Annotated in this window: 14 protein-coding genes; all 14 read left to right on the top strand. The window is 60.2% G+C overall.

The features are described from left to right. Position 1 precedes the first annotated feature (1 nt). Entirely contained in the window at positions 2-1,063 is a 1,062-nt protein-coding gene (waaC, locus tag QOL84_RS16975; RefSeq protein WP_283437944.1) for a lipopolysaccharide heptosyltransferase I, read from the top strand. Continuing rightward, positions 1,063-2,184, top strand: coding sequence for a glycosyltransferase family 4 protein (locus tag QOL84_RS16970; protein WP_283437943.1), 1,122 nt, complete (start codon positions 1,063-1,065; stop codon positions 2,182-2,184). The genes waaC and QOL84_RS16970 overlap by 1 nt, the downstream gene beginning before the upstream one ends. After that, positions 2,184-2,990, top strand: a complete 807-nt coding sequence (gene rfaP, locus QOL84_RS16965) for a lipopolysaccharide core heptose(I) kinase RfaP (RefSeq protein ID WP_283437942.1) — start codon at positions 2,184-2,186, stop codon at positions 2,988-2,990. Before QOL84_RS16970 ends, rfaP begins: the two co-directional genes overlap by 1 nt. Continuing rightward, complete coding sequence (locus tag QOL84_RS16960; RefSeq protein ID WP_283437941.1) at positions 2,990-3,724, top strand: lipopolysaccharide kinase InaA family protein; 735 nt, start codon at positions 2,990-2,992, stop codon at positions 3,722-3,724. Before rfaP ends, QOL84_RS16960 begins: the two co-directional genes overlap by 1 nt. After that, complete coding sequence (locus QOL84_RS16955) at positions 3,721-4,473, top strand: lipopolysaccharide kinase InaA family protein (protein ID WP_283437940.1); 753 nt, start codon at positions 3,721-3,723, stop codon at positions 4,471-4,473. The genes QOL84_RS16960 and QOL84_RS16955 overlap by 4 nt, the downstream gene beginning before the upstream one ends. Further along, complete coding sequence (locus QOL84_RS16950) at positions 4,473-5,924, top strand: lipopolysaccharide kinase InaA family protein (protein WP_283437939.1); 1,452 nt, start codon at positions 4,473-4,475, stop codon at positions 5,922-5,924. The genes QOL84_RS16955 and QOL84_RS16950 overlap by 1 nt, the downstream gene beginning before the upstream one ends. 216 nt (positions 5,925-6,140) lie before the next feature. Beyond that, entirely contained in the window at positions 6,141-6,473 is a 333-nt protein-coding gene (locus QOL84_RS16945; RefSeq protein ID WP_283437938.1) for a YceK/YidQ family lipoprotein, read from the top strand. Between the two features lie 68 nt (positions 6,474-6,541). Continuing rightward, the gene (locus tag QOL84_RS16940) at positions 6,542-7,330 is read left to right on the top strand and encodes a DUF3800 domain-containing protein (protein ID WP_283437937.1); all 789 of its coding nucleotides are present in this window, start codon (positions 6,542-6,544) and stop codon (positions 7,328-7,330) included. Positions 7,331-7,495: 165 nt separating this feature from the next. Then, on the top strand, positions 7,496-9,253 hold the full coding sequence (locus QOL84_RS16935) for a carbamoyltransferase family protein (RefSeq protein WP_283437936.1): 1,758 nt from the start codon (positions 7,496-7,498) through the stop codon (positions 9,251-9,253). Beyond that, positions 9,237-10,367 carry a glycosyltransferase gene (locus tag QOL84_RS16930; RefSeq protein WP_283437935.1) on the top strand — a complete coding sequence of 377 codons (1,131 nt, stop codon included), beginning with the start codon at positions 9,237-9,239 and terminating at the stop codon, positions 10,365-10,367. Before QOL84_RS16935 ends, QOL84_RS16930 begins: the two co-directional genes overlap by 17 nt. After that, positions 10,367-11,263: an antimicrobial resistance protein Mig-14 gene (locus QOL84_RS16925; RefSeq protein ID WP_283437934.1), complete on the top strand. Its 897-nt coding sequence runs from the start codon at positions 10,367-10,369 to the stop codon at positions 11,261-11,263. Before QOL84_RS16930 ends, QOL84_RS16925 begins: the two co-directional genes overlap by 1 nt. An 8-nt stretch (positions 11,264-11,271) precedes the next feature. Further along, a complete protein-coding gene (locus tag QOL84_RS16920) occupies positions 11,272-12,708 on the top strand; it encodes a PIG-L family deacetylase (RefSeq protein ID WP_283438662.1) in 1,437 nt (478 codons plus the stop codon). Further along, on the top strand, positions 12,705-13,859 hold the full coding sequence (locus tag QOL84_RS16915) for a glycosyltransferase family 4 protein (RefSeq protein ID WP_283437933.1): 1,155 nt from the start codon (positions 12,705-12,707) through the stop codon (positions 13,857-13,859). Before QOL84_RS16920 ends, QOL84_RS16915 begins: the two co-directional genes overlap by 4 nt. Beyond that, on the top strand, positions 13,856-14,740 hold the full coding sequence (locus QOL84_RS16910) for a glycosyltransferase (protein WP_283437932.1): 885 nt from the start codon (positions 13,856-13,858) through the stop codon (positions 14,738-14,740). The genes QOL84_RS16915 and QOL84_RS16910 overlap by 4 nt, the downstream gene beginning before the upstream one ends. The last annotated feature ends 6 nt before the right edge of the window (positions 14,741-14,746 follow it).

Here is a 14,746-nt window from a genome sequence, read left to right as displayed (position 1 = left end):
GTTGCGGGTACTGTTGATCAAGACTTCATCGCTGGGCGACGTGATTCATGCGTTGCCGGCGCTGACCGACGCCGCCCGGGCGATTCCCGGGATCAAATTCGACTGGGTGGTGGAAGAAGGCTTCGCCGAGATTCCGACCTGGCATCCGGCCGTTGGCAAGGTGATTCCGGTGGCGATCCGTCGCTGGCGCAAAAACCTTTGGAAAACCATCACCAGCGGTGAGTGGAAACGCTTCAAACAAAGCGTGCGCGCGAACAAATACGACTTGGTGATCGACGCCCAGGGCCTGCTGAAAAGCGCCTGGCTGACCCGTTACGTCAAAGCGCCGGTGGCCGGCCTCGATAAAGGTTCGGCCCGCGAGCCGGTGGCCGCGCGTTTCTACGACCGCAAACTGGCAGTGGCCCGTGGTCAACACGCCGTCGAACGCGTGCGCCAACTGTTCGCCATCGCCCTCGGTTACGACCTGCCAAAAGGCCTCGGCGATTACGGCCTCAACGTCGAGCGTCTGGTCGAGCTGCCACGCAAAAACGCATTCGTAGTGTTCCTGCATGGCACCACGTGGGACACCAAGCACTGGCCGGAAAGCTACTGGCGCGAACTGACCGAACGCGTTGGCTATCTCGGCGTCGGCATCAAACTGCCGTGGGGCAATCCGCAGGAGAAGGCCCGCGCCGAGCGCATCGCCGCCGGTTTCAAACACGCCGAAGTGCTGCCGAAACTCAATCTGGCCGGCGTCGGCAAAGTCCTCGCCGGCGCGCAAGCCTGCGTCGCGGTGGACACCGGTCTCGGCCACTTGGCCGCGGCGCTGGACGTGCCGACCATCTCCCTGTTCGGTCCGACCAACCCGGGCCTGACCGGCGCCTACGGCAAGCTGCAGATACACTTGGCCAGCGACTTCCCGTGCGCGCCGTGCCTGCAAAAGAAATGTACCTATCAACCGACCGCGCAGGATGCCCGTCAGTTTGACCTGAAGCGTGAACAGCCGCTGTGCTTCACGCGTCTGAACCCCGAGCGTGTCGCCAGCCGACTGAGCACGTTGTTAATGGCTGAGGAGCTGCGCTGATGCAATTGGCATTCGTCCTGTACAAATATTTCCCGTTCGGCGGCTTGCAGCGCGATTTCATGCGCATCGCCCTCGAATGCCAACAGCGCGGTCATCAGATCCGCGTCTACACGCTGATCTGGGAAGGCGAGGTGCCGCCCGGTTTCGAAGTGCTGGTGGCGCCGGTCAAGGCGTTCTTCAATCATCGTCGCAACGAAAAACTCAGTGCGTGGATGGCAGCGGATCTGGCCAAGCGCCCGGTCGATCGTCTGATCGGCTTCAACAAGATGCCGGGGCTGGACGTTTATTACGCCGCCGACGGCTGCTTCGAAGACAAGGCGCAAAACCTGCGCAATTCGCTGTACCGCCGCTGGGGCCGCTATCGCCACTTCGCCGAGTACGAGCGCGCGGTGTTCGCCAAAGACGCGAAAACCGAAGTGCTGATGATTTCCGAAGTGCAGCAGCCGCTGTTCATCAAGCATTACGACACGCCGCTTGAGCGTTTCCATTTGCTGCCACCGGGCATCGCGCAGGATCGCCGCCGTCCGGCAGATGCTGACGAAATCCGCGCCGGTTTCCGCGCCGAATTCAATCTGAAGGACGACGAACTGCTGCTGGTGCAGATCGGTTCCGGCTTCAAGACCAAGGGCGTTGATCGCAGCCTCAAAGCATTGGCGGCATTGCCCGCCGAGCTGAAGAAACGCACCCGGCTGTTTGTAATCGGCCAGGATGACCCCAAATTATTCCAGATGCAGAGTGCGACCTTGGGTTTGGGCGATAACGTCACGTTCCTGAAAGGGCGCAGCGATATCCCGCGTTTCCTGCTCGGCGCCGACCTGTTGATTCACCCGGCGTACAACGAAAACACCGGTACCGTGTTGCTTGAAGCGCTGGTTGCCGGTTTGCCGGTGCTGGTCAGCGCGGTCTGCGGTTACGCCCACTACATCGCCGAGGCCGACGCCGGGCGCGTGCTGGACGAACCGTTCGAGCAGGCGCAGCTGACGCAATACCTGACTGAAATGTTGCATGACGACGCTGCACGCGCGGCCTGGAGCCGCAATGGTCTGGCCTTCGCCGAGACGGCCGACCTCTACAGCATGCCGCAACACGCGGCCGATGTGATTCTGGCGGAGCACGCTTAATGAAGTTGATGCTGGCTGAACCGTTCAAGAGCCTTTGGGCCGGACGCGACCCGTTCGCCGAAGTCGAAGGCTTGCAGGGCGAGGTATACCGCGAGCTGGAAGCACGCCGGACACTGCGCACGGAAGTCGACGGCAACGGATTTTTCGTGAAGATCCACCGTGGCATCGGTTGGGGCGAGATTTTCAAGAATCTTCTGACCGCCAAGCTGCCGGTACTCGGCGCGGGTCAGGAGTGGCAAGCCATCCAGCGTCTGCAGGAAGTCGGCGTGCCGACCATGACCGCCGTCGCCTACGGCGAGAAGGGCAGCAACCCGGCCGATCAACACTCGTTCATCGTCACCGAAGAGCTGGCGCCGACCGTCAGCCTTGAAGACTTCAGCATTGACTGGGTCAAGCAGCCGCCGGAGCCGAAACTCAAGCGCGCGCTGATCGCCGAAGTCGCGCGCATGACCGGCATGATGCACCGCGCGGGCGTTAACCACCGCGACTGCTACATCTGCCACTTCCTGCTGCACACCGATAAACCGGTGACGGCAGACGATTTCAAGCTTTCGGTGATCGACCTGCACCGTGCGCAGACCCGCGCGAAAATCACGCAGCGCTGGCGCAACAAGGATTTGGCGGCGTTGTACTTTTCCGCGCTGGACATCGGCCTGACCCGTCGCGACAAGCTGCGCTTCCTCAAGGGCTATTTCCAGCAACCGCTGCGGCAGATTCTCGCTGAAGAAGCGCCGTTGCTGAGCTGGCTGGAAGGCAAGGCCAACAAACTCTATGCGCGTAAACAGCGTTACGGGGATGCGCTCTGATGGCGGGTTGGATTCTGGAGCCGCAATACAGTGAACTCGCCGAAGATTTTGGCAGCCTCGAAGCGGTGTTCGCCCTGCAAGGCGAACGTCTGACCCGCGATCCGCTGTCGGAAGTCATCCGCGTCGAACGTAACGGCGTCAACTATTACGTCAAACGCTACGTCGGCGCCGGTAAGGGCTTGCGCCGTTACCTCGGCAAGCCGCGGGTGAAGATGGAATGGCAGAACCTCAAGCGCTTCGCCAAGTGGGGCATTCCCACTGCTGAAGTGGTGGCCTGGGGCCTGGAACGACGCGGTGCGGCGTACGACCGTGGCGCGATGATCACCCGCGAACTGCCGCGCACCGAAGACCTCTCGGCGCTGGCCGAGCGCAACGATCCCAAGCTCAAGGATCGTGCCTGGGTCGACGGCGTCAGTCGGCAACTGGCCGCTTACACGCGGACCATGCACGACCATCGCTTCACTCATAACGATCTGAAGTGGCGCAACCTGCTGATCGACGATCAGGCGCGACTGTTTCTGATCGACTGCCCGAACGGCGATTTCTGGCGCGGTTTCTGGCTCAAATACCGCATCACCAAGGACCTGGCCTGCCTCGACAAGGTTGCCAAATACCACCTGTCGAACACCCAGCGCCTGCGCTTTTACCTGCAATACCGTGGGCGTGATCGCCTGAATGCCGCTGACAAGAAGCGCATTCGCCACGTGGTGAGATTTTTCGAGGGACGCGAATGACTGATTTCCTGGCCGCTGAAGACCGTGCGCTGTTTGAGCGCAACGGCCTCGGCACCTTCGACGCCCTGTGGGCCAAACAGCTCGAAGCGGTGGATGAACCGAACACCGACGGTGGCGGCTGGAGCAGCGTGTTTCGCCTTGAGCTGGAAGGTCACGCCTATTACCTCAAGCGCCAGAGCAACTACCTGACGCGCACCTTGCATGCGCCGTTCGGCGAGCCAAGTTTTGCCCGCGAATTTCGTAACATCAGTCGCTACAACACGCTGGGGATTCCGGCGTTGCAAGCGGCATTCTTCGGGCAGCGCAAGGTCGACGGCGAAGTCCGCGCGATCCTGCTGACCCGTGCCCTCGATGGCTGGGACGATCTCGATTCGTTGTTGCAGCGCTGGTCGGAACTGACTGTCACGCAGCAATCGGCGATTCTCAAGGCCTGCGGACAGCTGGCGCGGCTGCTGCACGGTCTGCGTCAGGTGCACGGCTGCTTTTACCCCAAACATATTTTCTTGCAGGCCGATGGCGTTGAGTATCGGGCGCAGTTGATCGACTTGGAGAAAACCCGGCCATTGCTGTGGGGCATGCGCGATCGGGTCAAGGATCTGGAACCACTGGTGCGCCGCGCGCCGCAATGGAGCGAGGCGCAACTGCGTGAGCTGCTCGCGGCCTATGTCGATCAGGCGACCGACAGTTCACTGGTCGACGCCTGGGTTACGCGCCTGACCGCGCGGCGCAGTCGCAAGGAGACTCGCTGATGCAGTTGTCCGACCTGAAAAACGCCGGGCGCACGCCAAGTCTGCCGCTGACGATTTCCCTGGCCGATGCCGCCGGGCCTGCCGATTTGCAGTTGCTGAGTCTGCTGCGGGTGTTGCCGGGGCAGCGTTATGTCGGTGCTGGCGTGTGGCGCGGGCGACCGGTACTGGCGAAATTGCTGGTCGGCAGCAAAGCGGCGCGGCATTTTCAGCGTGAGCTCAATGGCGTAAAGCTGCTCGCTGCGCAAGGCCTGACCACACCGTTGCTGCTGGCTGATGGCTTGCAGGACGGCGAGGGCGGCTGGCTGCTGTTCGAATTCCTCGAAGACGCCGAGAGTCTCGGTGATGCCTGGAGTCAGGTCGAGTCGCTGCCGATGCTGGCGGATGAACAATCGGCGGTACTGGCCGAGGCGCTGGGCGCGATTGCTCAGTTGCACAGTAAAGGCCTGTGGCAGGAAGACCTGCATCTGGACAATCTGCTGCGCCACGATGGTCAGTTGCATTTGATCGACGGCGCGGGCATCTGCGCAGAAACCGCTGGCCAGCCGTTGTCGCGGCAGAAAGTTCTGGAAAATCTCGGGGTGTTTTTCGCCCAGTTGCCCAAGGCGCTGGAGCCGTTCACCGAAGAATTGCTGGTGTATTACCTGCTGAGCAACGGCGAACACGCGTTGCCGCTGGAACAGTTGCAGAAGCAGATCGCCAAGGTGCGCGCCTGGCGTCTGCGCGATTACCTGATCAAAGTCGGGCGTGAGTGCACATTGTTTGCCGTGCAGCGCGGTGCTTTCGCTTTGCGCGCTATTCGTCGCGAGGAAGAAGCGGCAATGTTGCCCGTGCTGGAGCAGGCCGATGCACTGCTCGATCAGGGCCATTTGTACAAGACCGGTGGCGCGGCGAGCGTTGGCAAGGTCGACGTGGCCGGGCGCACGCTGGTGATCAAACGCTACAACATCAAGAATTTTGCCCATTGGCTCAAGCGCTTCTGGCGCCCAAGCCGCGCGTGGCATTCGTGGCGTGAAGGCAATCGTCTGGCGTTCCTCGGTATCGCCACGCCGAAACCGCTGGCGGTACTGGAGAGGCGTTTTCTGTGGCTGCGCAGTCGTGCCTATCTGGTCACCGAATTCCTGCCGGGGCCAGACATCATCGAGCGTTTTGCACCTTATGTTGAAAGCGGCGAAGCGCCGGAATCCGAATTGCAGGCGCTGGATCAGTTGTTCGCAAGGTTGATCGCCGAGCGCATCAGTCATGGCGACTTCAAGGGGCATAACCTGTTCTGGCAGGATGATCGCTGGGCGCTGATCGATCTGGACTCGATGTGTCAGCACGGCTCCCTCGGCAGCTTCGCCCCGGCCTACGTCCGCGATCGTGCGCGGTTCATGCGTAACTGGCCAGAGAGCAGCGCGTTGTATCAGGTCATCGATCAGCGGTTGCCTAAAGACATCTCCGGCGCTGCCTGAATCCTTTCGCCAGCAGGCTGGCTCCCACATTGGAAATACGTTCCCCCTGTAGGAGCCAGCCTGCTGGCGATGAGGTCCGCTCAAGCACTGTAATTCCCACGGGGAAACGGTGCACAAACCCCACTGACTTCTCCTACAGCTTCTACAGAAGCCATGAACTGTGCCGCGTCCAGCCCCGATGCTAGTTTACCCTCCGACTTCGGAGGGCAACGCTTGATGATCAACAAGGCTGCAACACTGGCTGTTTTTTCATGGGTTTTATCGGGTTGCGGCAGTGCCCTGACCGTGCTGCAGGACGACGCCGACGTCGCCCGCGACATGCGCAAGCAAAAAACCTACTGCCAATCCATTCCGCGCATCTACAGCGGGCTGACCTATGACTTCTGCGTATTGAACGCGCCTCCCGACCCGTCGGGCTTCCTGGTGCCTTTCGTGTTGCTGGACCTGCCGCTGTCCGGGGTTTTCGACACGGTCTCGCTGCCGTACACGCTTTATCGGCAGATCGAAGATGGCAATCTGAATATTTACTGGCGTTCAGGTGGCGGGTAACTGGTTTGCCTTCGATAGCCAGGTACAGCGATGTCATCGTCTATGTCGATGAGAGCGGTGACCATGGGATGCAAACACTGGATCCCAAATATCCCGTTTTTGTGCTCGCGTTTTGCGCCTTCGACAAGCGGCATTACTGCAAAAAAGTCATTCCTGCCCTGCAGAAATTCAAATTCACCCATATGGGCCACGACCTGATTGGTCTGCATGAACTTGAAATTCGCAAAGAGAAAGGCGCGTTCTCAGGACTTTTCATTTCCCGGGAGCACAAGAATGCTTTTCTTGAGGAACTGACGTGCATCATTGAAGCCAGCGACTTCGTTCTGATCAGCTGCGTCATAGACAAGGCTGCTCTGCGCGAAAGGCAAGGCCCCAGCCATAATCCATACCACCTCGCTCGCGGCTTTTGTCTGGAAACGCTCTATGAGTTCTTGCAGGAAAAGAAGCAGCAAGGGGCAACGACGCATGTGATTTTCGAGCGCGGAGGGAGGCGGGAAGATAACGAGCTTGAGTTGGAGTTTCGCAGGATGTGCGGTGGTGCGAATCGTTTGGGGGCTCAACTGCCATTTGACATCGTCTTTGCCACAAAACAAGTGAATTCCACCGGTCTGCAGCTCGCTGATCTCGTTGCGAGACCCATCGGCATGAGCGTTCTGAAGGCTGGTCAGGAAAATCGTGCATTTGAAGTACTCAAGCGCAAATTTTACTGCAGCGGCGGGCGGAACAAAGTCGGAGTAGGTTTCGAGAACTGGGGCTTGAAGATTTTCCCCTCCCAGAAAGCGAAAAGCCCCGGTGATCTCACCGAGGCATTTAGCGCCGACCGGGATCCCCCAGTCCATTTGCGAACGAGCATATGACGAGAGGTACAGAGTGTCAACGCGCAGGCGCGGCAGTTCGGCTAGAGGCTTGTGGGCGCTTTTACGCTATAATCCCGCCCTTTAGCTGTCTCTCGCCCGTTGCGAGGGCACATCAATTTTCAAGGCGCATCGCGCCTGCATGCAGACTAAAGAGGCTAGACCCCTGTGGCATTGACGATTCTTGGCCTGTCCGGCGCCCTTAGCCATGATCCCTCAGCAGCCTTGTACATTGACGGCAAGCTGGTGGCGGCGGCTGAAGAAGAGCGCTTCGTACGCGATAAACATGCAAAGAACCGCATGCCCTACGAGTCGGCGAAGTTCTGCCTGGAGCAGGCTGGCATCAAGCCGTCCGACGTCGACGTGGTAGCGATTCCGTTCGCGCCGATCAGCCTGTTCGGCGAGGCTCGCTGGCACTACGCCAAGCGTTACTGGTACGCCCCGGATCGCGCCCTCGATGCGATCCTGATGGGCAACCGTCGCTACAAGCGCTATCGCAACAAGATCGTCTGGTGCCTTGAGCAACTGGGTTTCGATCCGAAAAAGATCAAGATCGAACCGGTCGAGCACCACTTGGCTCACGCCTCCAGCGCCTACCACTGTTCGGGTTTCAAAGAGAAAACCGCGATCCTCGGCATCGACGGCAAGGGTGAGTACGCCACGACCTTCTTCGGTTATGGCGAAAACGGCAAGATCCACAAGATCAAGGAATTCTTCGATCCGGACTCCCTCGGCGGCCTGTACGGCGCGATCACCGAGTTCCTCGGTTTCGAGATGCTCGACGGCGAGTTCAAGGTCATGGGCATGGCGCCGTACGGCGACGCCAGCAAATATGACTTCTCGCGTCTGGCCTCGTTCGAGAACGGCGAACTGGTGATCAACACCGACTACGCCAACGTGATCGGCCTGCGTCGCTACAAAGAGAAGGGCAAGGGCTTCTACTTCTCGCCGAAGCTGATCGAATGGCTGGGTCCGAAACGCGAAGGCGACATCGCTGACGAACCGTACATCCACTACGCCGCGAGCATGCAAGCGCTGTTCGAGAAGATCTCGCTGCAGATGATCGACCACTACCTGGGCGACATCCTCAAGGAAACCGGCAAGCTCGCGTTCGCTGGCGGCTGTGCGTTGAACGTCAAGCTGAACCAGAAAATCATCGCCCGCGATGACGTCAAAGAGCTGTTCGTACAGCCGGCGTCCGGCGATGCCGGCACCGCTGTTGGCGCTGCCGCTTACGTGTCGCACGCTCGTGGCGTGCCGGTCGAGAAGATGGAACACGTCTACCTCGGCCCGTCGTACAGCAACGAAGACGTGATCGCCGCGTGCGCCCGTCACGAGAACAAACCGACCTGGCGCAAGCTCGACAACATGCCGGAGCAGATCGCCAGGATCATGGTCGATGGCAACCCGGTGGCCTGGTTCCAGGGCCGCATGGAATTCGGTCCGCGCGCATTGGGTGGTCGTTCGATCATCGGCTGCCCGAGCATTGCCGGTGTGGCTGACCGCATCAACCACCAGATCAAGTTCCGCGAGCGCTGGAGGCCTTTCTGCCCGTCGATGCTCGACACCGTTGCGCCACAGATGATCAAGATCGATCACCCGGCGCCGTTCATGACCTTCACCTTCGAAGTGTCGGACGAGTGGAAAACCCGCGTACCGGAAGTCGTCCATGAAGACGGCACTTCCCGTGCCCAGGTGCTCAAGCGCGAATACAACCCGCGCTACTACGACATGATGAAAGCGCTCGAAGTCCTGACCGGCAACGGCGTGTCGCTGAACACCTCGCTCAACCGTCGTGGCGAACCGATGATCTGCTCGCCGACTGACGCGCTGAACATGTTCTTCGGCTCCGATCTGCAGTACCTGATCATGGAAGACATTCTGGTGGTCAAAGAGGGCGCAAACGCTTATGACTCGCTCGGCTGAACGCCATGTGCTGCAGTTCTGTCACGGCTATGACGGGCCGTTCCTCGACTGCGCACGGCAGTACGCCAGCCTGTTCGCGGGCACCGGTTATCGGGTGACCACGGTCTTTCTGACCGGGGCCGCCGATAGCGAGGTGGCCGCAGCGTGTGCCTCCGATGAAGTGTTGTTCATGGAATACAGCTCCAAGGCCATTCGTGGCCTGAAGCTGGGCGCCATCGGCGATCTGCGCAAGATCGCCGCTTCACGCAATTTCAGTTTCTGCATCGCCCATCGCTTCAAGCCGATCTACATCGCCTTGCTCGGCACTTCGCTGCCGGTGATTGGCGTGCACCACGCGTTTGAGGATTACAAACGCGGTACGCGCAAGTTGTTCGCGCACATTTTCCGCAAGCGCCTGAGCCTGCTTGGCGTGTCCGATGCGGTGCGCGACGACATGCGTCGTTGCCTGCCGAAGTGGCCGCAAGAGCGGATTCAGACGCTGTATAACCGGATCGACGTGTCGGCGTTGCAGTTCAGCCAAGTGTCGGCCCGTGAAGCCCGCGAGACCTTGGGTCTGGCGGCGGATGCATGGATTGTCGGCAACGTCGGTCGGCTGCATCCGGACAAGGATCAGGCAACCTTGCTGCACGGTTTTGCGGCGGCGTTGCCGGGTTTGCCGGGTAACAGTCAGCTGGTAATTCTGGGCAAGGGCCGTCTCGAACAGGATCTCAAAGAGCTGGCGCGCGAGCTGGGTATCGGCGATCGCGTCCTGTTCCTCGGTCAGGTGCCGGACGCGCGCAATTACTTCCGCGCCTTTGATGTCTTTGCGCTGAGTTCCGATCATGAGCCGTTTGGCATGGTCCTGCTGGAGGCCATGGCCGCCGGCGTGCCACTGCTCGCCACGGCGTGCGGTGGGGCCAAAGAAGTGGTCGAAGGCGTGGGTATTCTGTTCCCGCTGGGCGATGCCCAACACCTTGCGCAAGGCCTGCAGCATCTGGCCGGAATGGATGATCAGCAGCGCCTGCAGTGCGCCGAAATGATGCTTGATCGCCTGCGTGAGCGTTTCTCCGACCGCGCGGTGCGCGACACCTTCTGGCATCTGCCGCAAGTTACCGATCTGGCACCGAGGGGCTGATGCTCAACCGATTTCAAGGCTGGCGTGAACGTGGCTGGTCGCCTGTCGACGCCTCGACCTATGCAACCGCCTGGCAGCGTTTTGGCGGCAGCGTCGCGACTCATCCGTTGGTGGTCGAGCGTCTGGCTGATCTCGCCGGCATCCCGGTGCGCTATCTGGCGTGGGAGCAACAGGGCGAGATCAAAGCGGCAATCCCGACCTGGGGCCGCGATCTGGCGTTGTCCAAGGACGTCCTCAAGCGCAACGGCAAAAAAGGCTTGTTCGACCTCGGCAACGCCGAGTTGATCCTGCCGGCCGCTGCCGATGCTCAGGCGCCGCTGCGCCATCGCGCACGCTATCTGTCTGCCCTCAACGAAAGCCGTTTCAGCGGCATGAAGTTGCAGACCGAACAACTGGCCATGGCCCGTACCCCGGAAGAACTGTCGAAGAAGTTTCGCTACAACCAGCGCCGCGAATTGCGTCTGCTCGAAGAGGCGGGCGGCGTGGTGCGTGCGGTCAGCGAATTCTCCAGCGCCGAATTGGCCGCCATCTACTGCGATCTGTTTCAGCGCCGCTGGGGTTTCCCGGCCACAGGCGCGGCACGCATGGCCGAGGTCATCGAACTGTTGCGCGAGCTGTTGATCGGCTCGGTGATTTTCCTCAACGATGCACCGATCGCGATTCAACTGGTGTACCGCGTCGAGGCGCCGGAGTGGATCAGCGTCGAGTACATCAATGGCGGCGTAGACCCTGAAACCCGCGAATTCAGCCCCGGCAGCGTATTGAGTTTCCTCAATACGCAAAGCGCCTGGGAACACGCGCGAGCGCTGGACAAACCGTTGCGCTTTTCCTTCGGTCGCGCCGACCGTGAATACAAGGATCGCTGGTGCAATCCTGTGCCGGTATTCACCGTATGAGCCAGCCCATTAGCCGCAAACAGCAACTGCTCAAGCGCCATCGGCGCAACAAACGCGTCGGCCTGCTGATTGCCCTGATCGTGTTGATCGCGATCGGCGTGCTGGTGGCCTGGTGGTTGCCGCTGGTACTGGCAGTGATCGGCTGGATCGCCCATGAAGCGTGGTTTGCCGATCATTTGTTCTATTCGCCGAAAGACGATTACCAGTACAGCTTCCCGCCGTTTACGCCACAGCCAAAAGTGCACCTCAACGGTGAGCAACTGCGCCTGGATGAAGGCGTGATGGTGATGGATGACGCCACGCTGATTCTGGCGTTGCGAGTCAAAAGCAGTTGGCTGGGACGCTTCTTCGATCCTCGTGTCGAGCTGACGGGCGGCCCGAATCCGGACGCACAAGCTTTTGAGCGTGGGGTTAACGGCCTGCGCTACCTGAACCTCAGCGGTCAGGCACAGGCCTTGTCGCAAGGCTCGCTGCGTTTGCGCGGGCGTTTCTGCCGCGTCTCTGGCGAGCCGGTGTTGTGGGCGCTGGAGCAAACCGATTATCGCCGTCAGCGGGTCATGGTGATCGCACCGCATGCCGACGACGCCGAACTGGCAGCCTACGGGTTGTACAGCCAGGCAGACGAAGCCTGGATTGTCACCCTGACCGCCGGCGAAATCGAAGCCGAACACTATCAGCAGATGGGCCTGAACAAGGTCGAAGCGGCGCGCCTCAAGGGCCGATTGCGCGCCTGGGACAGCCTCGCCGTGCCGCGCTGGGCCGGCGTGCCGGCGGAAAACTGCGTGCAGCTGGGCTATTTCTGTCTGCAACTGGCAGCGATGCAGGCTGCACCGAATCAGGCGATCGGTTCACGCGAAGCGGATCTGGACGATACCCGTCTGTTCCGTCAGTTGAATCCGTTCACCTTGCCGGGCGACGTCGATGGCGCACCGACCTGGAACAATCTGCTGGCCGACCTGCGCGAAGTGTTGCTGCGTGCACGTCCGGACGTGATCGTCCTGCCGCATCCGACGCTGGATCCGCATCCAGACCATATCTGTAGCCAGCAAGCTGTGTTGCAAGTGCTGGGCAGTCTCGACTGGCAGCCGACGCTGCTCGGTTACGCCAACCATCTGCATGACAATGATCGCTGGCCCATGGGCAACGCCGGTGAGGGCATCGCGCTGCCACCGGCCTTCGACGCCGCCGTACCGATGCAGCCGTTGTGTTTGCCACTGACCCTTGCGCAGCAACGCGACAAGGCCATGGCGCTGGGCATGATGCATGACTTGCAACCGCCAGCACCGTTCAAGCGCCGTTTGCGTCGCTTGATTCAGCGCGTGCTGGCCGGGCGTGCGCCGTCGATATACGGCGAGAACGAGTTCTTTCGAAAAGCGGTCCGACGCCAGGAATTACTCTGGCTGCTGAAACCGGGTGAATCAGGCGTGAATCGGGGAGATTTATGAGTCAACGGTCAAAGGTTCTGCAGCTGCAGCCCGATTACAACGTCAAAGCCCATGATTTCGCCGACCTTGCCGAGCAGATCGTCAAGGCGTTGCCTTCGGATCGCTATGAGATCACGGCGGCGTTCCTGCGCGGCAAACCCACGCCTGGTGAGCCGGTCAGCCGCGCCGATCGTTCGGTGTATTTCGAGTTTTCCGACAAGTCCCTCAAAGGCATGCGCCTGCGCGCGATGTGGGAACTGTACAAGTTCTGCCGTCGGGAAAAGTTCGATGTAGTCATCTGCAACCGCTTCAAACCGGTGAACATGATGCTCACGCTCAACCGCTGGTTGAAGGTGCCGCTGTGCATTGGCATCTCCCACGGTTTTGGCGAGTACGATCGTTTTTACCGTCGTCGTCAGACTCAGCGTCTGATCGATCGGCACTGGCGTTTCGTCGGTGTTTCGCCGGCGGTAAAACAGTACCTGCTGGACTGCGATTGCGGTTTCACCGACCAGAATACCTACGCCATTACCAACGCCATCGATATCGAGCAGGCCGAAGGCTTGCAACACAGCCGCGAAAAGGCGCGTGAGCTGCTCGGTATCGATCCGAATGTGCGCCTGATCGGCGCGCTGGGGCGACTGGTTTCGGTCAAGGGTCACACCTATCTGTTGCAGGCATTTGCCGCGCTCAAGGACAAATACCCGAACACGCAATTGGCGATCATCGGTGCCGGGCGCCTGCAAGCGCCGCTGGCTGCCGAGATCGAGCAACTGGGTTTGAACGGTCGCGCACATCTGCTGGGTTTCAAGGAAAACGCGCTGCAATACGTGCGCGCGTTTGATATCTGGACGATGCCGTCGCTGGCCGAAGGTCTCGGTCTGGCGTTGCTGGAAGGCATGAGCGGACATTTGCCGGTGATCGCCTCGAACGTGCCGGCGATGGTGCCGCTGATCGAAGGCGCCGGCGGTCTGGCGATTACGCCGAAGGATGTGCCTAGTATTGTCGCAGCGCTGGATCAGTACCTTGCGCTGACCGATGACGAACTCAAGGCCAAGGGCGAACAAGCCTACCGCTATCTGCAGGAACAACATGACATCGAGGTGTTCCGTCAGGAATACCTGAACCTGATCGACTCTGGCCTGGAACAGGCTCGTAAGGTGCAGCCATGAGCGAAGCGAACGCCCTCGTCACCGTGATCATCGCCTCATACAACCACGGGCCGTACATTGAGGAAAGCATCCTCAGTGTCATCAACCAGACCTACAAGAACATCGAACTGCTGGTGATCGATGACGGCTCGAACGACGACAGCGTCGAGCGCATCAACGCCTTGCAGGCACAGTACGGTTTCGATTTTCGGGTGCAGCAGAATCAGGGCCTGACCAATACGCTCAACGGCGCCATCGCGCGCGCCAAGGGCAGTCTGATTGTGCCGTTCGGTTCCGACGACATCATGTACCCGGAGCGCATCGCGGTTCAGGTGGCGTACATGGCGGACAAACCCGAAGTCGGGATTTGCGCCGGCAACATCGAATTGATGGACGCTGACGGCAACCTCTATCCGGAAAAACGTCAGCGTCGCGATGTGCCGTTCCGTCGTCTGGATTTCGATGACATGTTTCTGGAGCGCAAGCCGTATCCGCCGGCGCCGACCCTGATGATCCGCCGCGAGGCGCTGGACAAGGTTGGCGGGTTCGATTCGACGATTCGTCTTGAGGATCTGTATATCGAGTTGAAGGTGACGCGCGCCGGTTATTTCATCGATGGCTTGAACGTGGTCATGGCGCGCTACCGCAAGCACGCCACCAACTCGTACAAGAACCACCGTTTCATGATCGAAAGCATCCTGCGTATCTACGCATTGTTCAGCGATCACCCTCTGTACGACGAAGTGCGTTACAAGGCGCTCAACTCGATGTTCCTCAAGACCGCCAACCGCAATCGCAAGCTGGCGTGGGAGCTGCTGAAGCAGATCCCGTTCAAGGCGTGGAACAAGAAGACCTGGCGCGGTCTTGGGCGGTTACTGTTTTCGCCGCAGGAAAAGAGCTGAAACAGC

It is taken from the genome of Pseudomonas helmanticensis, from assembly GCF_900182985.1.
GTDB lineage: Bacteria > Pseudomonadota > Gammaproteobacteria > Pseudomonadales > Pseudomonadaceae > Aquipseudomonas > Aquipseudomonas helmanticensis.
This window is presented reverse-complemented; position numbering and strand designations above follow the sequence as displayed.